This is a genomic window from Candidatus Kinetoplastibacterium oncopeltii TCC290E, assembly GCF_000340865.1.
Lineage (GTDB): Bacteria > Pseudomonadota > Gammaproteobacteria > Burkholderiales > Burkholderiaceae_B > Kinetoplastidibacterium > Kinetoplastidibacterium stringomonadis.
On sequence record NC_020299.1, the window covers coordinates 711,629 to 734,782 of the forward strand.

21 protein-coding genes are annotated in these 23,154 nt (G+C 31.7%); 12 read left to right on the top strand and 9 right to left on the bottom strand.

All coding sequences use genetic code 11. From position 1 onward, the window contains the following. Nucleotides 1-19: 19 nt before the first annotated feature. Both cydB and CONE_RS03240 read right to left on the bottom strand, forming a co-directional pair. Entirely contained in the window at nucleotides 20-1,174 is a 1,155-nt protein-coding gene (gene cydB, locus CONE_RS03235; RefSeq protein WP_015397310.1) for a cytochrome d ubiquinol oxidase subunit II, read from the bottom strand. 20 nt (nucleotides 1,175-1,194) lie between these two features. Further along, a complete protein-coding gene (locus tag CONE_RS03240) occupies nucleotides 1,195-2,760 on the bottom strand; it encodes a cytochrome ubiquinol oxidase subunit I (protein ID WP_015397311.1) in 1,566 nt (521 codons plus the stop codon). An 816-nt stretch (nucleotides 2,761-3,576) separates the two neighbouring features. On the opposite strand from CONE_RS03240, the gene hpf reads away from it, so the two are divergent. Then, nucleotides 3,577-3,900 (top strand): ribosome hibernation-promoting factor, HPF/YfiA family, encoded by a 324-nt coding sequence (hpf, locus tag CONE_RS03245; RefSeq protein WP_015397312.1) that lies wholly within the window; start codon nucleotides 3,577-3,579, stop codon nucleotides 3,898-3,900. Between the two features lie 106 nt (nucleotides 3,901-4,006). After that, on the top strand, nucleotides 4,007-4,939 hold the full coding sequence (gene hprK / locus CONE_RS03250) for an HPr(Ser) kinase/phosphatase (RefSeq protein ID WP_015397313.1): 933 nt from the start codon (nucleotides 4,007-4,009) through the stop codon (nucleotides 4,937-4,939). A 626-nt stretch (nucleotides 4,940-5,565) separates the two neighbouring features. Here hprK and rsmI read toward each other — a convergent pair. Next, nucleotides 5,566-6,492, bottom strand: a complete 927-nt coding sequence (rsmI, locus tag CONE_RS03255) for a 16S rRNA (cytidine(1402)-2'-O)-methyltransferase (RefSeq protein WP_015397314.1) — start codon at nucleotides 6,490-6,492, stop codon at nucleotides 5,566-5,568. Between the two features lie 92 nt (nucleotides 6,493-6,584). On the opposite strand from rsmI, the gene CONE_RS03260 reads away from it, so the two are divergent. The 4 genes from CONE_RS03260 to CONE_RS03275 all read left to right on the top strand — a co-directional run bounded on the left by CONE_RS03260 (nucleotide 6,585) and on the right by CONE_RS03275 (nucleotide 10,861). Continuing rightward, on the top strand, nucleotides 6,585-7,181 hold the full coding sequence (locus CONE_RS03260; protein WP_015397315.1) for a BON domain-containing protein: 597 nt from the start codon (nucleotides 6,585-6,587) through the stop codon (nucleotides 7,179-7,181). A gap of 112 nt (nucleotides 7,182-7,293) precedes the next feature. After that, the gene (gene argB, locus CONE_RS03265; protein WP_015397316.1) at nucleotides 7,294-8,193 is read left to right on the top strand and encodes an acetylglutamate kinase; all 900 of its coding nucleotides are present in this window, start codon (nucleotides 7,294-7,296) and stop codon (nucleotides 8,191-8,193) included. 103 nt (nucleotides 8,194-8,296) lie between these two features. Beyond that, nucleotides 8,297-9,787, top strand: a complete 1,491-nt coding sequence (locus CONE_RS03270; protein WP_015397317.1) for a DASS family sodium-coupled anion symporter — start codon at nucleotides 8,297-8,299, stop codon at nucleotides 9,785-9,787. A gap of 21 nt (nucleotides 9,788-9,808) precedes the next feature. Beyond that, nucleotides 9,809-10,861 (top strand): Ldh family oxidoreductase, encoded by a 1,053-nt coding sequence (locus CONE_RS03275; RefSeq protein ID WP_015397318.1) that lies wholly within the window; start codon nucleotides 9,809-9,811, stop codon nucleotides 10,859-10,861. Nucleotides 10,862-10,925: 64 nt separating this feature from the next. Here CONE_RS03275 and rodA read toward each other — a convergent pair whose 3' ends face one another. Genes rodA through CONE_RS03300 form a run of 5 tightly spaced genes read right to left on the bottom strand, consistent with a single transcriptional unit; the run spans nucleotide 10,926 to nucleotide 16,460 of the window. Next, complete coding sequence (gene rodA / locus CONE_RS03280) at nucleotides 10,926-12,062, bottom strand: rod shape-determining protein RodA (RefSeq protein ID WP_041862215.1); 1,137 nt, start codon at nucleotides 12,060-12,062, stop codon at nucleotides 10,926-10,928. Nucleotides 12,063-12,097: 35 nt separating this feature from the next. Further along, complete coding sequence (gene mrdA, locus CONE_RS03285; protein WP_015397320.1) at nucleotides 12,098-13,951, bottom strand: penicillin-binding protein 2; 1,854 nt, start codon at nucleotides 13,949-13,951, stop codon at nucleotides 12,098-12,100. A gap of 21 nt (nucleotides 13,952-13,972) precedes the next feature. Next, complete coding sequence (mreD, locus tag CONE_RS03290) at nucleotides 13,973-14,509, bottom strand: rod shape-determining protein MreD (RefSeq protein ID WP_015397321.1); 537 nt, start codon at nucleotides 14,507-14,509, stop codon at nucleotides 13,973-13,975. 16 nt (nucleotides 14,510-14,525) lie between these two features. Further along, nucleotides 14,526-15,374, bottom strand: a complete 849-nt coding sequence (mreC, locus tag CONE_RS03295; protein ID WP_015397322.1) for a rod shape-determining protein MreC — start codon at nucleotides 15,372-15,374, stop codon at nucleotides 14,526-14,528. Between the two features lie 42 nt (nucleotides 15,375-15,416). Next, on the bottom strand, nucleotides 15,417-16,460 hold the full coding sequence (locus tag CONE_RS03300) for a rod shape-determining protein (protein WP_015389849.1): 1,044 nt from the start codon (nucleotides 16,458-16,460) through the stop codon (nucleotides 15,417-15,419). A gap of 186 nt (nucleotides 16,461-16,646) precedes the next feature. On the opposite strand from CONE_RS03300, the gene gatC reads away from it, so the two are divergent. From gatC to gatB, 3 genes are read left to right on the top strand one after another with little or no spacing between them, the layout of a single operon-like run. Further along, a complete protein-coding gene (gatC, locus tag CONE_RS03305) occupies nucleotides 16,647-16,952 on the top strand; it encodes an Asp-tRNA(Asn)/Glu-tRNA(Gln) amidotransferase subunit GatC (protein ID WP_015397323.1) in 306 nt (101 codons plus the stop codon). 3 nt (nucleotides 16,953-16,955) lie between these two features. Next, on the top strand, nucleotides 16,956-18,479 hold the full coding sequence (gatA, locus tag CONE_RS03310; protein ID WP_015397324.1) for an Asp-tRNA(Asn)/Glu-tRNA(Gln) amidotransferase subunit GatA: 1,524 nt from the start codon (nucleotides 16,956-16,958) through the stop codon (nucleotides 18,477-18,479). Nucleotides 18,480-18,490: 11 nt separating this feature from the next. Continuing rightward, nucleotides 18,491-19,960: an Asp-tRNA(Asn)/Glu-tRNA(Gln) amidotransferase subunit GatB gene (gene gatB / locus CONE_RS03315; protein ID WP_015397325.1), complete on the top strand. Its 1,470-nt coding sequence runs from the start codon at nucleotides 18,491-18,493 to the stop codon at nucleotides 19,958-19,960. A 28-nt stretch (nucleotides 19,961-19,988) separates the two neighbouring features. Here gatB and pyrE read toward each other — a convergent pair whose 3' ends face one another. Continuing rightward, nucleotides 19,989-20,657 (bottom strand): orotate phosphoribosyltransferase, encoded by a 669-nt coding sequence (gene pyrE / locus CONE_RS03320; RefSeq protein ID WP_015397326.1) that lies wholly within the window; start codon nucleotides 20,655-20,657, stop codon nucleotides 19,989-19,991. Nucleotides 20,658-20,746: 89 nt separating this feature from the next. On the opposite strand from pyrE, the gene CONE_RS03325 reads away from it, so the two are divergent. The 3 genes from CONE_RS03325 (at nucleotide 20,747) to CONE_RS03335 (ending at nucleotide 23,056) form a co-directional block, all read left to right on the top strand. Continuing rightward, a complete protein-coding gene (locus tag CONE_RS03325) occupies nucleotides 20,747-21,535 on the top strand; it encodes an exodeoxyribonuclease III (protein WP_015397327.1) in 789 nt (262 codons plus the stop codon). 150 nt (nucleotides 21,536-21,685) lie between these two features. After that, nucleotides 21,686-22,321, top strand: coding sequence for a LysE/ArgO family amino acid transporter (locus CONE_RS03330; RefSeq protein WP_015397328.1), 636 nt, complete (start codon nucleotides 21,686-21,688; stop codon nucleotides 22,319-22,321). A 21-nt stretch (nucleotides 22,322-22,342) separates the two neighbouring features. Next, entirely contained in the window at nucleotides 22,343-23,056 is a 714-nt protein-coding gene (locus tag CONE_RS03335) for a uracil-DNA glycosylase (RefSeq protein ID WP_015397329.1), read from the top strand. Nucleotides 23,057-23,154 lie beyond the last annotated feature (98 nt).

The window sequence follows — 23,154 nt, forward strand, 5'->3', positions numbered from 1 at the left end:
AAACCTCCAATATTAAAAACTAATAAGAATTATGAGACTCAGCAACGGATTTATCATTAACTTTCCCTCTCATTACCTTGTATACAAAAGCAGTATAAGCGATAACTATAGGTAAAAATAAAATAGTCGACAAAAACATAACCCAAAGAGTCAAATGACTTGAAGAGGAATCCCAAACTGTCAATCCACTGCTATAGCTTCCAAAAGAAGAAGGCATAAGAAAAGGAAATAAAGAAACTCCTACAGTGACAATAATAGCAGCAATACCAACACTTGATCCAATAAATGCTGAAATATGATATTGTTTTTTAATAGATATAAACGATACTATAGGTCCCAATATACCAAATATAGGTGCCATACAAGCTATAGGCCATTTTTCATAATTTAATAACCATGCTCCTTGTTGTAATTCAATCGCCTTTAATAATGGATTAGAAGCACCATTATAGTTAATAGTGCTTGTTATTATTTGACCATCGATATTTTTTACAAAAAATCCAGCAGCTATAAAAATCGCTGCTGTTAACAATGAGAATATTTTCCCATAAAACATAGATCTTTCTTGCAAAATACCTTCTGTCTTCAGTACTAAGAAATTTGCACCATGCATAGCAAGCATCACTACACTAAGAACTCCCGTAACTAAAGTAAAAGGTCTGAATAGTTCAAAAAAACTACCATGATAAGACACTCTTAAGCTAATATGATCGAAACCAATTGGAACACCTAGAATTATGTTACCCATAGCTACGCCAAATACTAAAGAAGCTACAACTCCTGAGAAACATAATAAATAATCCCAGGTACTGCGCCATGAGCTAGAGTCTAGTTTGCTACGATATTTAAATCCAACCGGTCTTATAATTAGCGCAACTAATACCAACAACATAGCTAAGTAAAAACCTGAGAAAGATGCAGCATATATCAAAGGCCAGGCAGCAAAAATAGCCCCACCAGCTGTGATTAGCCAAACTTGATTACCTTCCCAAATAGGACCAATAGAATTTATTAATACCCTTCTCTCGTTATCACTTTTAGCAACTAAAGGTAATAAAACTGCTACACCTAGGTCAAACCCATCAGTAACAGCAAAACCAACAAGCAATGCTCCCAAAAATATCCACCATAAGAACCTTAAGGTAGAATATTCTAAAAAAATAAAAGATTCCATGATGATCTCAATAAATATTATTAATTATCTTTTGAAAAAAGACTATGTCGGTCAATATTATTTTCTTCAAAATCTGGACCTTTTCTAATAGCTGCTAACATTAATCTGAAACCTACTATAAATAACGTGGTATAGATAGATAAGAAAATGCCAAGACTAATTGATAAATCTAACAAAGACAAACCTGAAGCTGCGTAATAAGTAGGAAGCACTCCCTCTATAACCCACGGCTGTCTTCCATACTCGGCAACAAACCAGCCACATTCTAACGCGATCCATGGTAGAGGTATACTAAACAAGAATACTTTTAGTAAATATTTATAATTATGCAAACCTTTCTTCATTGATAACCATAAAGAAGTAGCAAAAAGAATTGCAAAATAGAACCCAAGGGCTACCATGATTCTAAAACAATAGAACAAAGCAGTAACATTTCCTGGTATAGTATCCAAAGCTGCTTTAGCAATATCATCAGAAGTTGCCTTGCTTAAATCAGATTGATAACGCTTAACTAGTAATGCATAACCTAAAGATTTCCAATTTTTATTAAATAACTCTCTGGCTTCTTTATCTTCAGAATTAGATCTGATCTTCTCTAAAGCATCGAAAGCAATAATACCTCTTAAAATTTCAACTTTAGCATTATCAACAAGATCATTAATACCTGATATTTCTTTATCAAGAGAACGAGTTCCTATTATACCCATAACATATGGTATTTTAATCTCGAAATCATTTTTGCGTTCTTTTTGATTAGGGATAGCTAACAAGTTAAAGGAAGCAGGAGCTGGTTCAGTTTCCCACATTGACTCTATAGCTGCAATTTTCATTTTTTGATGACTAGAAGCTAGATAACCGCTCTCATCACCTAATACTATAGAAGAAAGTGATCCGAAAAACCCAAATGCTACAGCAACCGACAATGACCTTTTTGCAATTTCCAAATTGCGACCTTTAAGCAAATACCAAGAACTAATTCCACAAACAAAAATAGCACCAGTTATATATCCAGCACTGACTGTATGTAAAAACTTACTCTGTGCAGTTTCGCTAAGAAGAACAGAAAAAAAACTTTCCATTTCCATTCTCATTGTATCTGGATTAAAAGAAGCACCTACTGGATTCTGCATCCAAGCATTAGCCACTAAAATCCATAAAGCAGATAAATTAGTACCGAAAGCTACTAGCCATGTAACTATTAAGTGACCTACTCTTGATAGACGATCCCAACCAAAAAAGAATAAACCAACAAACGTGGCTTCCAAGAAGAAAGCTGATAAACCTTCAAGTGCTAAAGGAGCTCCGAAAATATCTCCAACATAGTGACTATAGTAAGACCAATTCATACCAAATTGGAATTCCATCACAACACCAGTTGCAACACCTAAAGCGAAATTAATGCCAAATAAAGTACCCCAGAATATTGTGATACGCTTCCATATATCTTTGCCAGTTATTACATAAACACTTTCCATAATCGCAAGCAAAACAGACAAGCCAAGCGTTAATGGAACAAAAATAAAATGGTAAAAAGCTGTAGCAGCAAATTGAAATCTGGAAAGATCGACTACGTCAAAATAACCCATCAAAATCCCTTTTCTATGAAAAACAGATAAACCAATTACACAAAATAGAACAACAAAACTATAAATATCACATAGTAATTATAAAAAAGTATTTATAGAACCATGAAATTTATAAGAACTGAATAAATAACTCCTCATATAACTGATAAAAAACCATTGATATATAATATAATTCTACAACTTTGACTAGCTTAACAATAGTTATTTGATATATAAGGGATAATTATTATAAAACTAATGATAACTAAACAACATTGCAATACAAAATAAACATTAACAAAAAAAATATCTTATAAAAATTGACTAAGACATAAAATATTAAACAAAGGTATCACGTCATCTGACAGTAAGAACCCTATGGTTGAAACTGGGTTAATTGAAAAATATCATTTAAATTGAATAATGACCCTATAATATCAGTAAAAGGTTGTTATAAGATAATTGGAAAATATTGAATATACTAGTGGACAAATATCAGGCCAATCTAACCTCTAATTACACTTGAGCTTTGTATAGGCTGAAATCTAAGCATGTATGCATGATTGCCTAGTTATGGCAACTAAGAACTTTCTGATGGTAATATTTTATTAAGTGTAATATCAAAAGCTTTTGTCAAAATTAACAGCTTTTAAAAATATGTTATGAGCATATATAATAAATGAAAGTTGATTTATATCTAGCTTAATCTATGAAAAATTTTATCTGATAAATTAGTTAGGCAATCATATATAATAAAAAATTTAACATGTAGACATTGTCTCTATCCTTTATTAAGCATAAAATAATATTTCCCATTAGAACAAATAGGAGAATGTTATGGATCTAAATATCATAGGTCGCAATGTAGAGATAACAGCAGCAATGCATGAATACATATCAAAAAAATTAAATAATACTACTCTACTTAGAATTGATAAAGAGCTTCACATAAGTGTTTCTGTATACATAGAGCATTCACAACATAACATCGAAATAAACATTAGACACATAAGTAAAACTATATTACATTGCAAATCATCTGACACTAATTTATACGATGCAATCGACAATTTAGCAGAAAAAGTTGATAGACAATTGGTTAAACTAAAAGAAAAAGAAAAAGAAAAATACCTTTTAGTAATTATTAAATCTATTATTTAACTAATAATTAGCAAAGATTTTCTATTTTTTATTTGATTAAATATATGACAAGTTTATATTTAATAGGTATTTTCATTGGCAATAACATTTAATAAAATATTTAGGCATGCTACCAACATTACAAGAATTAGTTCAGGATAATAATGATAAAATCAAGTTTCAATGGATAGCAGGACAGTCATCCTCTAACCGATTAATTTCAGATGAAGATACCTCTTCTGCTAATATTGTCGGACACTTGAACCTTATTCACCCGTCTAGAATACAAATTTTTGGATTGGAAGAGATGGATTACTATATCCGTCTTGAAAAAAGCAGACAAATAAATTATATAAAAGAATTATATAATGGTAAATCTCCAGCTATTTTGATAGCAAATAACCTACAAGCCCCCCAAGTTTTAATTAATAACTGCAGTCAATATAATATACCTCTATTATCAACTCACATAGATGCAGCAAAACTAATAGATATTCTTAGAGTGTATATTAGTAAAAAACTAGCCCCTATTGAAATAATTCACGGTGTATTTCTGGATGTATTCGGAATTGGGGTACTCATTACTGGTAAATCAGGTCTTGGAAAAAGCGAGTTAGCACTTGAGCTCATATCGAGAGGCCACGTGTTGATAGCAGATGATGTTGTAGAATTATTTCAGGTAGCCCCAAGTATTGTAGAAGGAAAATGTCCAACATTATTACAAAATCTACTGGAAGTTAGAGGGTTAGGGTTATTAGACATAAGAACAATATTTGGAGAAATCGCAGTTCGCCACAAAATGAGATTAAAACTTGTAGTTGATTTGATGAAACAATCTAACAATGATGTTTTTGAAAGACTACCTTTGCAAAAAGGAGTTACTAAAAATATTCTTGGAGTACCCATAAGGTCTGTCACAATACAAGTTGCTGCTGGAAGAAATCTAGCAGTTATAGTTGAGGCTGCAGTAAGAAATACAATTCTACAAATGCGTGGCATAGACACCTTTGGAGATTTTATAGAACGACAAACTATTGCAATTTTAAGCAACAATAATTAAATTTATATGTGTTATTTTTGAATTAATAAAATTTAATAGCAGTAATGCTAAGGACATTTTTATATTGATAAACCAAGAAATTTATATTTAGTTGAAAGAAATTTTAAAAAAATACTGAATCTTTATGATTGGAAATCATTTTTGATAAGCAAAAGAATTTAATGCTATGTTCTTAATATATAAGGCTAGTATCACAACATAAAAATCAACATGGTAATGCTTAAAAACTTTTAAATCTATTTAATTTAACAAAAAACTATATGAATAATATTCATGATTAATCAACTGTTAATTTTATTTTGTGTATAAATTAATAGATTATCTGGAATAATACTGTATTCGTAGCAATAACCATAAAACATGGTTTTAATTATAAATAAAATTATACTTTCTATATAAGAAAGCCTTTTTATAAATTACAACAACAATTTTTTAAAAATTGTACAATTAAATTAACCTTAAAGGTAAGTAAAAATCATCTATTTTTTTATAAATCATTGATTTGGTTGACCAATATCAATTTTGATCATTTACGAGTCTTAGGACATTCAAAATATAACAATTTATATTATCTATGATACTTAAAAAACAGTAAAACATATAATCTATTTCTTCTATAAGGATATTCATATATCGGCCTTAAATGAAATAGCCTTATTATATAAAAATTTTCTTGATATGCCAGTTGTTTTGGATATAACTCTAACGGCCTCAGATAAAGGCATACAATCAAGCAAGATTTCCATAAACGAATCAATATTTATTAATCTGTCTGTTTCTAAATCCTTAAGTTCATCACTATGAAGAATAATAACAAACTCACCTTTAAAATATTGCAAGTTATTTAACTTTAATTTGGACGTTTCTCCAATAGGAATTGTATCTATTTTTTCGAATTTTTTAGTAAGTTCCTTTGCTATTGTCAGAAATCTTCCACTACCACATATTTTTCTCAAATCCTCTAAACTATCTATTATTCTGTGAGAAGATTCGAACATTATTACTGGAAATGTTTTGTTACTCCATTCTTTAAACCAAAACAATCTTTGATTTTGTTTAGATGGAACAAAACCAGCGAAAGCATATGATGGATTCTCATCTGTAGTAACTCCACTTCCCATAAGAGCAGTAGTAACAGAACTAGCACCTGGAATTGGTATAATCCTATAACCATGAGATCTAACTTTTGATATAATCCTAGATCCTGGATCACTTATACCAGGAGTGCCAGCATCTGATACCAAAGCAACTCTTTTACCTAAATTTAAATATTCACAAATTTTATTAGATGCTTCTAATTCATTGTGCCTATGCGCTGTAATTAATTTATTTTCTATTCCATAAAAACTTAATAGATTATGACTGACCCTAGTATCCTCTGCAGCAATCAAATCAACTACAGATAAAGAATAAATAGCCCTAAGACTTATATCGGCTAAATTTCCAATAGGGGTTGCTACTATATAAAGAGTAGATATAGGCCAATCTTGTGCAGCAATTTGCTCTATAGCAAAAGTAAAATTCATATTTTTTAAAAAATTTGTCTTATTCATATTTGATTATGTACAATTAAAAGTTAGAAGGGTGCAATAAAATAAGCACAAATATCTCAAATAAATAAAAAATCACATTTAAATACCTAAAAATGAAAAATTTTATATTAATATTGATCATTGCTGCAATATTATCTGGTTGTACTCCCGTATTGTTAGGAGGAACTGCTATAGCCACCATGTCAATAATGTTAGATAGAAGAACCGCTGGAGCACAACTTGAAGATAAAATCATCGAGCTAAAAATTAAAAGAGGTATTTACAATTATTTAAAGGATAAAAATCAAGCTCGAATTTTAGTTAAATCATACAATCGAAGAGTTCTATTGACTGGAGAAGTTGATGATATTACTTATATCTCTGATATTAATAGAATAGCAAATTCTGTCAACAATATAGAATCAATAATAAACCAAATAAAGTTGGAATGTATTCCAACTTTTATTAATATCTCTTGTGAAAAATGGATCTATTCTAAAATAAAAGCAGCATTAATAAATAATAAAAATGTACAATCAGGAGCGATATCAATTATTATTGATAAAGGAACAGTATTTTTAATGGGACTAGTTACTAAAAATGAAGGAAATGAAGCTGCAATAATAGCAGCTAACATGTATGGTGTTAAACAAGTGATAAAATTGTTTGAATATATAGACAAAAAAGCAACTAATATTTCTAAAAATTAGATAATTTGGTTGTTAAATAGTCACTAGTTATTATAGAGTGAAGTTGGAAACTTTTAAGAAAATTTAAAAAGATTAAGATGACAACCTGTACAATCAACAAAACAAAGTTATCATGACCAACACCCTCAATATTATAGATAATAAAATCTCTCCAGATATAAAAGCAACAGTTCTTTCAGAGGCTCTGCCATACATAAGAAAATTCCATGGCAAAACCATTGTGATTAAATATGGTGGTAATGCAATGACAGATTATAACCTGCAAAGAACTGTAGCTCATGATTTAGTACTATTAAAATTAGTTGGATTGAATCCAGTGGTAATTCACGGCGGAGGACCACAAATCGATGCAGCATTAAACAGGGTTGGCAAAAAATCTATATTTATTCAGGGAATGAGAATTACAGATAGTGAAACAATGGAAATTGTAGAATGGGTTTTAGGTGGCCAAGTACAACAAGATATTGTTATGATGATAAATGAATTTGGTGGAAAAGCTGTAGGGTTAACAGGAAAAGACGGGGCTATGATAAAAGCCAAAAAAAAACTTATACCAAGTATTAATAATCCCTCAGAACTAATAGATATTGGATTTGTTGGAGAGGTTCTTTCCATAGATCCTTCAATTGTTATAGCCCTTCAGGATGATCAATTTATACCGGTTATTTCTTCAATTGGTTATGGTGAAGACAACGAAGCATACAACATAAATGCTGATATAGTAGCAGGTAAAATTGCCGAGATACTTAAAGCAGAGAAACTTGTTATGATGACAAATATACCTGGTGTGTTGGATAAAAAAGGACAATTATTACGTTCATTATCATCACAATCTATAGATAAATTATTTGCTGATGGTACAATCTCTGGGGGGATGATACCAAAAATATCATCTTCGTTAGAAGCTACAAGGAATGGAGTAAACTCCGTTCATATAATTGACGGTCGTGTGCCACATTGTCTACTACTTGAGTTACTAACTGATCAAGGTGTAGGAACTATGATTTATTAAGAATAGATTTAATAATAAAATAAAAAATTGATAATTAGTGTAAATAAGTAATATAGTATAGGTTTAATCTTATTTTTTTGTATAGCTGAATTGGAGAGTGAGAATGGTGAAGTCAAAATTATATCCTCCTACCCCAGCTGTCGCGAGTCGCATTCCAAAAGGTTTGTTATTTGGAATACTTGCTCTCGTTGGGGTACTTTTTCTGCCACTATCTGGTGATCTGCCTTTGGCTGGACACCGAATGCTGGCAATATTGGCCTTTGCTGTAGTCGTATGGGTTACAGAAGCAGTTTCTTATGAAGCAAGTGCCATTATGATCACAGTTTTAATGGCATTTTTAATTGGAACATCTCCATCGATAGATAATCCGAATGTGGCTTTCGGGACTGCCTCTGCAATGGGATTAGCACTATCAGGATTTTCTAACTCTGCATTAGCATTAGTTTGGGGAGCTTTGTTTATTGCTGCTGCTATGACTTTTACTGGTCTTGACAAACGTATAGCTCTATTTACATTGTCAAAAGTTGGAACTAGCACAAAAAGCATAATGATAGGTTGTATAGCTGTTACAATAATACTGAGCTTAGCAGTACCAAGTGCCACTGCTCGCAGTGCTGCTGTTGTTCCTATTATGATGGGTATAATTACATCATTTGGTTTGAACAAACGTTCTAACATAGCTGCTGGTATAATGATAGTTGTTGCTCAAGGCACCGGTATATGGAATATTGGAATAAAAACAGCATCAGCTCAAAATTTGTTGACTGCTGGCTTTATGAATAAAATGCTAGGAGAAAATGTAGCATGGTCAGACTGGTTTCTTGCCGGTGCTCCATGGTCAGCATTAATGTCAGTATTTTTGATCGCATTAGTTTTAAAAATGTTGCCTCCTGAACCAGATGGAATAAAAGTTGGTAAAGAAGCAGTAGAAAAATCTCTGTTAGAACTAGGACCAATGCCTGCTCAACAAAAGAAATTATTAGCGATATCTATGCTGCTATTATTCTTTTGGGCGACTGAAGGCAAAATACATAGTTTTGATACAACATCAACAACATATATAGGTTTGGTTTTACTGATTTTACCAGGATTCGGAGTTATGTCTTGGAAAGATGTGCAGTCACGTATTCCTTGGGGAACTGTTATAGTATTCGGAATTGGCGTCAGCCTTGGATCTGCTTTACTAACAACACATGCAGGTCAATGGTTGGGAAACAAGGTAGTTTTAAATACTGGAATAGATCAACTTGGTTCTGTTGGAATATTTGCGGTATTGGCTGCATTCTTGATAATAATACACCTTGGATTCGCTAGTGCTACAGCTTTAGCTTCAGCTTTATTACCAATAATAATATCTATGCTGAACACAATGCCTGGTGATATTAATAGAGCCGGCATAACTATGCTGTTAGGTTTTGTAATAAGTTTTGGATTTATTCTACCTGTAAATGCACCTCAAAATATGATCTGTATGGGTACTGAAACTTTTAATGCAAAACAATTTGCGAAAGTTGGTATAGTATTAACCGTAGTCGGTTATTTATTAATGGTATTATTCAGCATGACCTACTGGCGTTGGTTAGGTTGTCTATAAAAGGTAATTAGTAAGAACATTATGAAACTTAATATCAACCAAGCTATTAATTTTGGCAAGGATATATTGATAGCACAAGGTGTTCCTACTGATATAGCACTAGATGTTGCACAACATCTAGTTAGCTCTGATCAGGTGGGATATACTAGTCACGGATTATCAATATTACCTACTTACTATAAAGTACTGTCTAAAGGATTTTTGAATCCAGATGGCAGACCAGAGTTAATAAACGATCAAGGTACATTTTTAGGATTTGATGGTTGCAGGGGTTTTGGACAACATGTTGGCAAGGTCGTTGTGCAAAAAGCTATAGAAAACACCCAAAAATACGGTCAATGTACATTTACATTAAGAAATGCACATCATCTTGGACGTATGGGGTTCTATGGAGAGATTGTTTCAAAGGCTGGAATGATCTTTATTGCTTTTACAAATGTAATAAATAGAGAACCAACTGTAGCTCCATATGGTGGTAAAGAAGCGCGAATGACAACTAATCCTTTGTGTTTCTCTATACCATTATCTGATAAGTATCCTTCATTGGTAGTAGATATGGCAACAAGTTCTATGGCTATAAATAAAGCTAGGGTTCTTGCTACCAAAGGTATGAAAGCAGACTTTGGATCATTAATAGATGCATCTGGAAATCCAACAAATGATCCTAATGCTCTTTTTACTAATCCTCCTGGTTCTTTATTACCTTTTGGAGCTCATAAAGGTTATGCTTTGGGTCTAGTAGCTGAATTATTAGCTGGTATACTTACTGGAGGCGGTACTATACAGCCTAATAATCCTAGACGTGGGGCTGCTATGAATAATATGTTCGCAATAGTAATAGATCCTAATAAGGTAAATTCTAATAGCGAATGGATTAAAGAGGAGACTAATGCATATTTGGAATATCTTCATTCATGCCCTCCTCAACCTGGAATCGAAAAAGTACAGTACCCAGGAGAATTTGAAGCTATAAATAGATCTAAAAACAAAGATTCTGTAGAGTTTGAGCATTCAATTTGGGAAAATATATATCAATTAGCAGATAAATTGGGCGTAAAAATACCTAATAAATGAAATAAGTTTATCATTATAAAAGGAAGGGTATGACTATTTTTATAGTTATGCCCTTTTTACATTTTTATTTATCTATGACTTTTCCTATATTCATTAATATTCCACATGCTACACACATAGTTAATAGAGCAGATCCTCCATAACTCATGAAAGGTAGAGGAACACCTACTACTGGTAATATGCCGGTAACCATTCCAATATTGACAAATACATATATGAAAATCATCATAGTTATAGACCCTGCTAATAATCTAGAAAATTGAGAATTTGCTTGCATAGAAATCAGCAAGCCTCTAAAAATCAAAAGACTATATAAAATCAACAGAAAAACACAACCATATAATCCAAATTCTTCGGCGAAAACAGCAAAAATAAAATCCGTACTGCGTTCTGGTATAAAATCCAAATGTGTTTGTGTTCCTAACATATAACCTTTGCCATATAATCCTCCAGATCCAATAGCAATAATGGATTGTATAGTATGGAAACCTCTTCCAAGAGGATCAGAGCTTGGATTTAACAAAGTACAAATTCTATTTTTCTGATAATCATGCAAAAATATCCAACTAACTCCATCTTTACATAGAACATCTTCATAATATAAAAGACATGATATGACAAGAACAAAAGTTAAAAATATAGGAAATATTATCTTAAATGACAACCCAGCAAAATAAATTACAGAAATACCAGCTCCAAATACTAATAAAGCCGTTCCTAAATCAGGTTGTATTAATATTAACAAACAAGGAACTATTAAAATTAAAATAGCTATTAAAAAAATTTTAAAAGTTAAATGATCTTTATCTTGCACATCAAAAAAATAAGATAACATCATTGGTAAAGCAATTTTTAGAATTTCTGATGGTTGAATACGAATAAAACCTAAACTTAACCAACGAGTTGCACCCTTAACTGTTTCACCAAAAAATTCCACACATAAAAGTAAAACAATACCTAATACATAAAAAGGTATAGAAAAATTTCTTAGCAAATAAGTAGGCATAAGTGCTATTAATAACATTACAAACAAAGAGAATAAAAAATGATCAAATTGTCCCAGAAAACGATAACTAGAATAACCAGCAGCAGAATATATAACAGCCATATCAATTGCCATGAAAGCTATTAATATCAGTAATAAATAAAAATCTACACAACTAATTATCTTGCGTAATACAAAAATATGAAAATTTTTCAACCTTAATATTTCCTTATACAAAATAGATCTATATCTTATCGATCATTGTATTTTTGTTGCAATAACCAATAATCAAAAATTTTACGAGCTATTGGTGCTGCTTCTTTAGATCCCCATCCCGCATTTTCTACAATTATAGAAACTGCAATTTTTGGGTTATCTGCTGGGGCAAAACCAATAAACATAGCATGGTCTCTAAGATTTTCATTAATATTGTCTGTGCAATATCTTCCACCTTTTAAACTATACACCTGTGCTGTTCCTGTTTTTCCTGCAACTAGATATGGAGCACTTTGGAATGATTTTTTTGCTGTGCCAAAATGAGCAACTTCTATCATTGCATTTTTTATAAAACTAATATTATCTCTCTTGAGTGGAATATTTATACTATCATCAATGGCAATTTTTACAAAATCATCTTGGCAATTTCTCATTTTGATTGCTATATGAGGTTTTCTGTATATCCCATCATTTGCCAATGTTGCAGTTGCTTGAGCAAGCTGTAAAATAGTAAATGAATTATATCCTTGGCCAACCATCAAAGATATGGTATCTCCTGTATACCATTTTTGAAGTTTTTTATCTTTATATCTATTATATTTCCAATCAGTTGATGGCAATATTCCTCTTTTTTCTCCATCCAAGTCAATACCAGTTATCTGACCGAATCCAAATTGTTTTACAAAATCATGAAGTATATCAACATCAATATCTAATCCTAAAGAGTAAAAATAAGTATCAGATGAAACAACAATAGCCTTGTTCATATTTACTATACCGTATGCTACGCTGCCAGGGTTTCTGAATCTATGTCCTTTAAATTCAAAATATCCTGGATCAAATATCTCATCTGATGCTTTTTTCTTACCAAGCTCTAAAGCAGCTAAAGCAATGAATGGTTTATAGGTAGATCCAATTGGATATGTCCCATGTAATGCCCTATTTATTAGTGGGCAATCTAAGGAATTGTTTAGATAATTCCAACTTTCTGGATCTATTCCATCAACAAATAAATTTGGATTAAAAGATGGTTTTGACACTAAGGCAAGAACTTCACCATTACTAGGATTAATGGCTACTAAACTACCTTTTCTATCGCCAAAGACTTCTTCAGCTATTTTCTGTAACTTAATATCAATAGATAAAAAAATATCAGAACCTGCGATGGGATCAATAGATCTTATTTTACGTACAGGTCTACCAGTAACGGTAATTTCCAACTCATCTAAACCAGCACGACCATGTAAAATTTCCTCGTATACTTTTTCAATTCCTTTTTTTCCTATTAAATCTGACCCTCTATAGTTACCTATTTTGCCTGTTTTTTCTAAGTTTTCCAGTTCCTTATCAGATATTTTCCCAACATAGCCTAATACATGAGCAGCTAAATCTTTATTAGGATATTCTCTCAACAATCTAGCTTTTAACTCTAAACCAGGGAAATTAAAATAATGAGCAGCAAACCAAGAAGCTTTATAAGCGTCTAATTTATTACAAATGGTTATAGGTTTATAACCATTTGTTTCTGATATTTTTTTCTTTAGATTTCTTATATCATTTTGGTTAAAGCACATTATTGGTTCTAGTTTTTCCAGAATATCTTTTAAATTTCCAGCTATAGCTGGAATTATATCTATTTTATAAGTGTAACTATTACAAGCTAGCACTTCACCGTTACGATCAAAAATCTCACCTCTTTTTGAAGGTATCGGAACTATAGCTATACGATTTTTATCAGCACTTTTTGATAAACCATCATGTCGACTAATCTGTAGTACCCATAATCTACAAAATAGCAAGAAGAAACAAAAAATTGCAAATGCATAACCTATTAGAACTCTAGTATAAAATTTATTCCTTTGTTGATTCGAATTATTAACATCTATCATAAATATTTTAAAATCAATGGTCTACGACATATCAGATTCTGTCTGAAGACGTTTATATTTTAGTAAGACCGATCCTATAATTGGCCATATAATAGCAACAATCAACGTGTCTAATATTAATAACCAACCAATCCAATAACCATTAATCCAGGCAATGAACAAACTTTTTATTAGCTTAGAAAAGAAAAATATTGGAAGCAAATGCAATGATTGGCTAAATATATCAAAACATAATAGTCTTCTATGTAGAAAAAGTGAAAAGTATGCTATCAATAAATATTCCAAAGCACTACTACCCATAATTAAAGACTGTTGCACATCAATTAATATACTAAAGAAAAATGCTGTCAATAATCCTATTTTAGAAGATTCATAAATACACCAAAAGGAGATAACAACAATTGGAAGCTCCAGAAAAAGTTTACAAGGCAACAAAGAGATAATCCAAGAAACAGTTATCGTAAGGTATATAAATTGTGATTCTATAGGCTCCATTATTTTGGTATTATCAACGTTTGTTGGTATGCCTATATTTCGGTATTTCTTATTAATATTCACCTAATACCTCTAATAATTACTCGGTAATATTCCTTAAGTCAACCTGAAGCACTATGAAATGACGATATCTTTCATGTTGAGCTAGGTTATCAGATACAGCCCTATGATAACCTGTTGATTTATCAATTTCTATTTTAGTAATTTCGGCAACGGGCAACCCAGCTGGAAATATTCCACCGATTCCGCTAGTAATTAATTTATCACCTTCTCTGATATCCACATTATCCAGCAAATAACGAACTTCTATTTTTCCAGATTCTGCACCGAAAGATATTAGTCTCATACCATTTCTACTTATCTGGACAGGTATAGCAATACAACTATCAGATATAAGAGCTACTTCAGAAGTCATTGGTGTAACTCGTATAATTTGACCAACAACACCAGATTCGTTTATAACAGGCATTCCAGGCAATATTCCAGAATTGCTGCCTTTATTAAAAACTAAACGCCTATTAAAAGAATTTACGGTATCGTAAAGTATTTCCACTACTACAGAAGGTTGTTGAATATTCTCTTTTATTCCTAACAAATTACGCAACTGATTATTTTCTACAAGCAATTGAGCCATACGTGTCGTAACCTGAGCTAATTCGATTCGTTGTCTTTGCAAAAATTCATTTTCTTTTCTTATAATACTAGCTGCATTAATGTAAGAATTAAACTGAATAACAACATCTCTTGGCGCAACTACAATCCTCTGGAATGGATATATAGCAACCGCTACTACTCTACGAAATGGCTCAATAAAACTATAATGACTATCTACCATTAAAAGCAATGAAGCAAATATCATCAGAAACAACAACCTTAACTCTAAAGATAGCCTTTGTCTAAAAAGAGTAGGAACATCATGGGATTTCATGTTTCCTCAATAAAACAATAAGTACACTATGAATTACAAATATTAATCATTTATAAAAATTGATCCTAGCTTTTCAAGATGTTCTAAAGCTTCACCACAACCGCGTACAACACAAGTTAATGGATCTTGTGCTACAACTACAGGCAATCCTGTCTCTTCTTGAAGCAAACGATCAAGGTCCCTCAACAAGGCGCCTCCTCCTGTAAGAGAAATTCCTTTATCAGTTATGTCAGCACCTAACTCTGGCGGTGTTTGTTCAAGTGCTATTTTGACTGCAGATACAATCTGATTTAATGGATCTGTCAACGATTCTAGTATTTCGTTAGAAGATACAGTAAAACTACGAGGCACTCCTTCTGCCAAATTTCTACCTTTAACCTCAATTTCTTTTATATCAGAACCAGGGAAAGCAGATCCTATATGTTTTTTTATTAATTCCGCTGTTGGCTCGCCAATTAACATGCCGTAATTACGTCTAATATAATTAACGATAGATTCATCAAACTTATCTCCACCAACTCTTACAGAACCTTTATATACCATGCCACCTAAGGAAATTATAGCAACCTCTGTAGTTCCACCACCTATGTCAACTACCATAGATCCACTAGCATCAGAAACAGATAAACCGGCTCCAATAGCTGCTGCCATTGGTTCTTCTATAAGGTAAACATGAGAAGCCCCTGCTCCAAGAGCTGATTCACGAATAGCCCGTCTCTCTACCTGTGTGGAACCACACGGCACACAAACTATAATTCTAGGACTAGGTGCTAACATGTTGCGTGGGTGAACCATACGAATAAATTGCTTCAACATCTGTTCAGTAACAGTAAAGTCTGCTATAACTCCATCCTTCATTGGTCTTATAGCCTCCATATTACCAGGCACTCTCCCCAACATCTGTTTAGCCTCATGACCAACAGCTTGAATAATTTTTTTTCCATGAGGTCCACCATCATGACGAATAGCAACAACTGATGGCTCATCAAGTACAATACCTTTTCCTCTTACATAAATAAGAGTATTAGCAGTACCAAGATCAATTGCCATATCACTAGAGAAATAACTACGTAGAAATCCAAACATTGATATCTAGCTTATTAAAAAATATTTAAAAAAAACCTATTACTGTTAAAATTCAAAAAAATTAATTATTGTCTAACCCAAAATGAGTAAACTATAATTATCGATTTTATAATAGGTGGCCTTTTATCAGGTACAATAACAAACTACCGGATCATAGTTAACATTTTAACACATACAGAATCTTTTATGACACTTGATAAACATGATATAGAGAATATTGCTAAATTAGCAAAAATCGAACTTAGTAAAGAACAGTGCGCTGATACTGCTAATGAATTAAATGAGAGTTTAAATATTATTGAACGCATAAAAACTGTAAATAATAAAGATAGTAAACTTCTTTTGCATCCTGTATCAATACATGAAGAAATTTCTATGTTTCTGAGAAATGATAGAGATGTAGGCTGTTTAGATAATTTTATGGAAAAGGTTATTACAAATGCTCCTCAATTTGAAGATAACATGTTCTTAGTTCCTAAAACAGTTGAGTAGATTATGACAAAACAACCATTACACACACAATTTGAAGAAATATCATCTCTGCGTAAAGCTATTATTAAAGGTGATATAAGTGCTGTAGAATTAGCAAAAAGCTGTTTAGATACTATTGAATCTTTAGCTGGTATAAATGCTTTCCTTGATATAAGACCAGAAACAACTATATCCCAAGCAAAAAAAGTAGATAAAGATATTTCAAATGGATTAATTAGTCCTTTATCAGGCATCCCGATTGCCCATAAGGATGTTTTTGTTACTACAGACTGGTATACAACATCTGCCAGCAAAATGCTAAAAGGATATCTTAGTCCATTTAATGCAACCGTTGTAGAAAGACTAAGCAATGCTGGTGCAGTATCATTGGGAAAATTAAATTGTGATGAATTCGCTATGGGATCAACAAATGAAAACTCTGCATATGGTCCAGTTGCTAATCCTTGGAATTATAAAAAGGTTCCCGGTGGATCATCGGGTGGTTCTGCTGCAGCTATAGCTGCAAGAATGGTAGTAGCTGCTACTGCTACTGATACTGGTGGATCAGTGAGACTACCAGCAGCGTTATGTGGTGTTAGTGGGATAAAACCAACATATGGTTCTACTTCAAGATACGGCATTATTGCATTTGCATCTAGCCTAGATCAGGCTGGTATAATAGCAAATAATAGTAGAAATTTATTAGATATTTTAGACATAATAACAGGATTCGATGGTAAAGATGCTACCTGTTTGGAGAAATGTAACAATATAACAAATCAGCCAGGTAGAATACGTGCAGATTTTGATAAACATGCTAATAGATTTAATAAAAACAATAGCTTTCCTCTAAAAGGTATACGGATAGGACTTCCTAAAGAATTTTTTGGAAATAATCTTTCTGGCGAAATTTTAAAATCAGTGACAAAAGCAATATATGATTTTGAAAATCTAGGAGCATCTATAGTTACAATTTCATTACCATACACTGAGCTAACAATACCAACTTATTATGTAATAGCTTCAGCTGAAGCCTATAGTAACCTATCTAGATTTGATGGAGTTCGTTATGGTCACAGAACAAAAAATTATAAAACCTTAGATGAAATGATTACAAGATCTAGAGCTGAAGGTTTTGGTTTAGAAGTGAAACGACGTATATTGTTAGGTGCTCATATGCTATCTAGTGAGAATTATGAAGATTTTTACTTAAAAGCTCAATGTACCAGAAGGATTATAGCTCAAGATTTCAAAAATGCATTATTAAATGAATGTGATGTAATAATGGGGCCAGTTTCTCAAGAAACTGCAAAAAACATTGGAGAGGACTCTAGTAATACCCTGGACTGGTTGGGTGATATGTATACATTAGGCGCTAGTTTATCAGGACTGCCTGCAATGTCCATACCTTGTGGATTCGATAATAATAAAAATCTTCCTATTGGATTACAAATTATTGGAAATTACTTTGATGAAGGATTAATATTAGCTTTGTCTGATTACTATCAACATGTTACTAACTGGCACAAACAATATCCGAAAATATAAGGCATAAAAATATGAAGTCTGGATGGGAAATAGTCATAGGTTTAGAAACACACGTGCAACTAGCTACAAATTCTAAAATATTTTCTAGTAGTAGCACATTATTTGGATCACAACCGAATAAACAAACAAATGAAATAGATATGGCGCTTCCAGGAAGCATGCCTTCATTAAATTCTAAGACAGTTGAATATGCTATAAGATTTGGTTTAGCTGCAGGAGCTACAATTTCAAAAAATTCTGTATTTGAGAGAAAACACTATTTCTATCCAGATTTACCTAAAGGATACCAGATTAGCCAATTTAGAAACCCTATAATGAAGAATGGTGCGATCTCTTTTTACATGGATGGAGAAGAGAAAGAAGTTAAATTAACACAAGCACATTTAGAAGAAGATGCCGGGAAGTCCTTACATAAAAATTATAATAGTGGAATAGATCTTAATAGAGCAGGAATACCTTTATTAGAAATAGTAACTGAACCAATAATAAGATCAGCTAAAGAAGCTTATATGTATGCAAAAGCATTACACAACTTAGTTGTTTGGTTAGGTATATGTGATGGCAATCTACAAGAAGGATCATTTAGATGTGATGCAAATGTATCTGTTCGTAAATCAGGCAGCAATATTCTCGGAACGAGAACTGAAATAAAGAACTTAAACTCATTCAGATTTTTGGAAAAAGCCATTATATTTGAATCTAATAGACAAATTAAGTTAATTGAAAATGGTGGACATGTAATACAAGAAACAAGATTATATGACGCGGAAAATGATGAGACTAGAAGCATGAGAACGAAAGAAAGTGCTACTGATTACAGATATTTTCCTGACCCCGATCTACAAATATTAAATATATCTAACGAATACATATCAAAAATTAAAGAAAGTATGCCAGAACTTCCTTTAACTAGAATAAAGAGATTCGAATCTGATTACTGTATTTCTAGAGAGGAAGCCCTGCAGATGACTGTTAATATACAGACAGCTGAATATTTTGAATCTGTTATTAAATATATTCCAAAAAACTATGAAAAAATTGTTTCGAATTTTATAAGCCAAGAATTAAGCACTCTTATGAATCGAGATAATAAAAGTATCAAGGAAAATAAAATCACAAGTTATATATTAGCGTCATTAATAAATAGAGTGATTGATGGATCAATATCAAATAAAAATGCAAAATATGTTCTATCAATTATGTGGGATAAAGGTCAATACAATATTGATGAAATAATAAAAGAAGAAGGCTTGGATCAAATTAACGATATATCAATAATTACAGAAATAATCGATGGCGTCATATCAAAGAATAAGATTGCTGTTATGGAATATCTGTCTGGAAAAGAAAAAGCATTCAATTCATTAATAGGTCAAGTAATGAAAGCAAGCAATGGCAGAATCAATCCCAGAGATATAAATGCTATGTTAAAACATAGCATAGAGCTATACAAGAAAGACTTGGAAAAAGTTGAAACATAAATCTAAGTATCTAAGACAAAAAAGCTCGTTAGAGAATTCCATATGCTTCACGGTATTGTGAAATTCTCTTGCGATACTTAAACAGATTTACATCATTAATTACATTAGAAAAAATGTCGTTTAAAGAAGCTATACTAATAACCGGTATATTATAAGTTTCTATAACTTCTTGTACCGCTGATTTTCTCAAAGATATGCCTCGTTCTACAGAATACTCCATTCTGTCAAGAGCAATTAGCATAGCGACAGGTTCTGCTCCTGATTGTTTTATTATATTTATAGATTCCCTTGCTGAAATTCCTGAAGTAATAACATCATCTATTATCACAACTTTCCCTTTCAAAGGAGATCCTATTAATAATCCACCCTCACCATGAGATTTTATTTCTTTTCTATTAAATGAAAAAGGTAGATCTTTATTTAGCATCAATGAATAGTTAATAGAGGTTGAGATAACTAACGGTATCCCTTTATAAGCAGGACCAAATATCATATCAAATGCAATTCCTGAATTTAATAAAGCATTTGTATAAAATTTTGATAATTGATTAATTTTGTAACCACTATCAAAACGTCCAATGTTAAAAAAATATGGACTATTTCTTCCTGATTTTGTTTCGAAATCACCAAAACATAATGCCTCGCAGCTCAATGCAAATTTTACAAAATCAACTGAATTATTCTCCAGAGTGGTCATATTATAATAAACCTTTATAATGTTAAAAATAATCTATAAAATGCCAATACTAAACATAAGCTTACTATTATACGAAAAAAAGGTTAAATTTGTTAAAAATAACTTCTATAAATCTTAATGGAATAAGATCAGCTATCCGAAAAGGTTTCGTAAACTGGTTAAAAATCCAAAAGCCTGATATTGTTTGTATGCAGGAAACCAGAATTTCTTACAATGATCTTAACGATGATATTATCAATCCATTGATATACGAAGGACATTTTTTTTGTGCAGAAAAGAAAGGTTATAGTGGAGTAGGAATATATTCGAGTATAAAACCACAAAGCATAATTAAGGGCATGGGAAACAAAGAATTTGATTGTGAAGGAAGATTGATTCGAATAAATCTAGAGAATTTATCTATTATTAATGCTTATTTTCCATCAGGAACAAGTGGAGAAAATAGACAACATGCAAAATTTAGATTCCTGGAAGATTTTGAGCTTCTTTTAGATAAAATATATTACGAGAATCGAAATTATAATCGTGAATTTATATTATGTGGTGACTGGAATATTGCTCACAAAGAAATAGATATAAAGAATTGGAAAAATAATACTAAAAATTCTGGATTTTTACCAGAAGAGCGTAATTGGATTTCTAAAATAATAAAAAAATACAATTTGCTAGATGTTTTTAGAGAGCTAAATCATGATTCAGATCAATACACATGGTGGAGCAACAGAAATAAATCTTGGGAAAAAAATGTTGGATGGCGAATAGATTATCAATTTGCTACAAATAATATTGCAAAATTAGCAATTAATTATGAGATATATAAAGAAAATAGATTTAGTGATCATGCTCCACTTTCTATAAGCTATAATTTTAAAATTTAGATTAGAATTCTTTACAAGATAAAATATATAAGGTTAAAATCTCTAATAAAATCAATTCGTTAAATATTACCGAAACAATAAAAACTTTATTAAAATTTGGTCATTATTTGCCATATAACAATTAAACCTATCTCCTTTTAAAACTTGAACATGCTAGCTTCATTCTTTTACTCTCCAACCTTTGAAGCATTGTCTAGTGGCTTTCTTACTGGTCTTAGCCTATTTGCTGTCGTCGGCGCACAAAGTGCTTTCATATTACGCCAAGGCATAATGCGATCACACATATTGACAATATTAACTGTATGTGCCCTATCTGATGCTATTTTTATTACCCTTAGCGTATTCGGTCTAAAAGAGATAATACTATTAATCCCATGTTTTAAAACGATAGTATTAATATTTGGTATATTATTTCTTATTAGTTATGCTTACAAAGCGGCTAAAAGATCAATAAACAATAATAGTAACCTTATAGCAGCTAGTGGTACAATAATGACAAGAAAATCAGCAATAATAGGAGCTCTAGGATTTAGTTTACTGAATCCTCACTTTTGGTTAGATTTGATATTAATAGGGTCATTATCAAGTATTTTTGGAGACAGGAGCTTGGCGTATGCTTTTGGAGTAATAGTAGCAAGTATAATTTGGCTTAGCATACTCGGCCTAGGATCACGAATGTTTGCTCCATTCTTCTCTAGCCAAAAAGCATGGAGGATATTAGATGGATTTATATCTATAATAATGATTTTTATGGCTATATTATTAGTACTTAAATTTGAAACATAACTATAAAAAATTACATTTAAATTGAAATTACTATCAAAAAACTTAATAGGTTTTATAGAAAGATTGCCTGATGTCTGGCATGAAATAATGTTTTCTTACGACAATATTAGAACATTGCTATGTATAAATAAATTTATAGAAGCAAGACTGTTAGATGGAGCTACTATATATCCATTCAACCCCACAAAAGCCTTACATAGAATATCATCAATCTCTGATATTAAAATCATTATATTAGGGCAAGATCCTTACCATGGTAATGGACAAGCTAATGGTTTTGCATTCTCGGTATTAGAAAATTGCCAGAAGCTTCCTCCAAGCTTAAGAAATATATGTAAAGAACTATCCATTGAATACCCATCTAGGGAATTTGTGAAATTAAGTAATCTGGATTGCTGGGCTAATCAAGGAGTACTGCTTCTCAATTCTATTTTAACAGTTGAAGAAGGACAACCACTATCTCATAAAAAAATAGGTTGGGAAATTATAACTGATTCTATTATAAAACTAATATCTGATGATGATTCGCCAAAGGTTTTTATGTTGTGGGGTAACTATGCACAATCGAAAGATGTGTTAATTAGTTCGACTAAAAATAATCATTTGATACTTAAAGCTAATCATCCTTCACCACTATCAGCTTGTAAAAAACCATTACCTTTCATAGGATGCAATCACTTCAAAATAGCAAATGAGTGGCTGATTAATCACAGAAAAAAACCTATTATTTGGTAAATTGTCATAAATAAGTAGATTGTTGCAATAATTTAAGATATGCTGAACCGATGACGAAAGGTACTAATGTGCCTGGGTTTCATATTGGGTTTTTCAGC

Bases quoted from the DNA above. Each gene is read 5' to 3' on its own strand.
- cydB (WP_015397310.1), bottom strand. From the start codon at position 1,174: ATGGAATCTTTTATTTTTTTAGAATATTCTACCTTAAGGTTCTTATGG.
- CONE_RS03240 (WP_015397311.1), bottom strand. From the start codon at position 2,760: ATGGGTTATTTTGACGTAGTCGATCTTTCCAGATTTCAATTTGCTGCT.
- hpf (WP_015397312.1), top strand. From the start codon at position 3,577: ATGGATCTAAATATCATAGGTCGCAATGTAGAGATAACAGCAGCAATG.
- hprK (WP_015397313.1), top strand. From the start codon at position 4,007: ATGCTACCAACATTACAAGAATTAGTTCAGGATAATAATGATAAAATC.
- rsmI (WP_015397314.1), bottom strand. From the start codon at position 6,492: ATGAATAAGACAAATTTTTTAAAAAATATGAATTTTACTTTTGCTATA.
- CONE_RS03260 (WP_015397315.1), top strand. From the start codon at position 6,585: ATGAAAAATTTTATATTAATATTGATCATTGCTGCAATATTATCTGGT.
- argB (WP_015397316.1), top strand. From the start codon at position 7,294: ATGACCAACACCCTCAATATTATAGATAATAAAATCTCTCCAGATATA.
- CONE_RS03270 (WP_015397317.1), top strand. From the start codon at position 8,297: ATGGTGAAGTCAAAATTATATCCTCCTACCCCAGCTGTCGCGAGTCGC.
- CONE_RS03275 (WP_015397318.1), top strand. From the start codon at position 9,809: ATGAAACTTAATATCAACCAAGCTATTAATTTTGGCAAGGATATATTG.
- mrdA (WP_015397320.1), bottom strand. From the start codon at position 13,951: ATGATAGATGTTAATAATTCGAATCAACAAAGGAATAAATTTTATACT.
- mreC (WP_015397322.1), bottom strand. From the start codon at position 15,374: ATGAAATCCCATGATGTTCCTACTCTTTTTAGACAAAGGCTATCTTTA.
- CONE_RS03300 (WP_015389849.1), bottom strand. From the start codon at position 16,460: ATGTTTGGATTTCTACGTAGTTATTTCTCTAGTGATATGGCAATTGAT.
- gatC (WP_015397323.1), top strand. From the start codon at position 16,647: ATGACACTTGATAAACATGATATAGAGAATATTGCTAAATTAGCAAAA.
- gatA (WP_015397324.1), top strand. From the start codon at position 16,956: ATGACAAAACAACCATTACACACACAATTTGAAGAAATATCATCTCTG.
- gatB (WP_015397325.1), top strand. From the start codon at position 18,491: ATGAAGTCTGGATGGGAAATAGTCATAGGTTTAGAAACACACGTGCAA.
- pyrE (WP_015397326.1), bottom strand. From the start codon at position 20,657: ATGACCACTCTGGAGAATAATTCAGTTGATTTTGTAAAATTTGCATTG.
- CONE_RS03330 (WP_015397328.1), top strand. From the start codon at position 21,686: ATGCTAGCTTCATTCTTTTACTCTCCAACCTTTGAAGCATTGTCTAGT.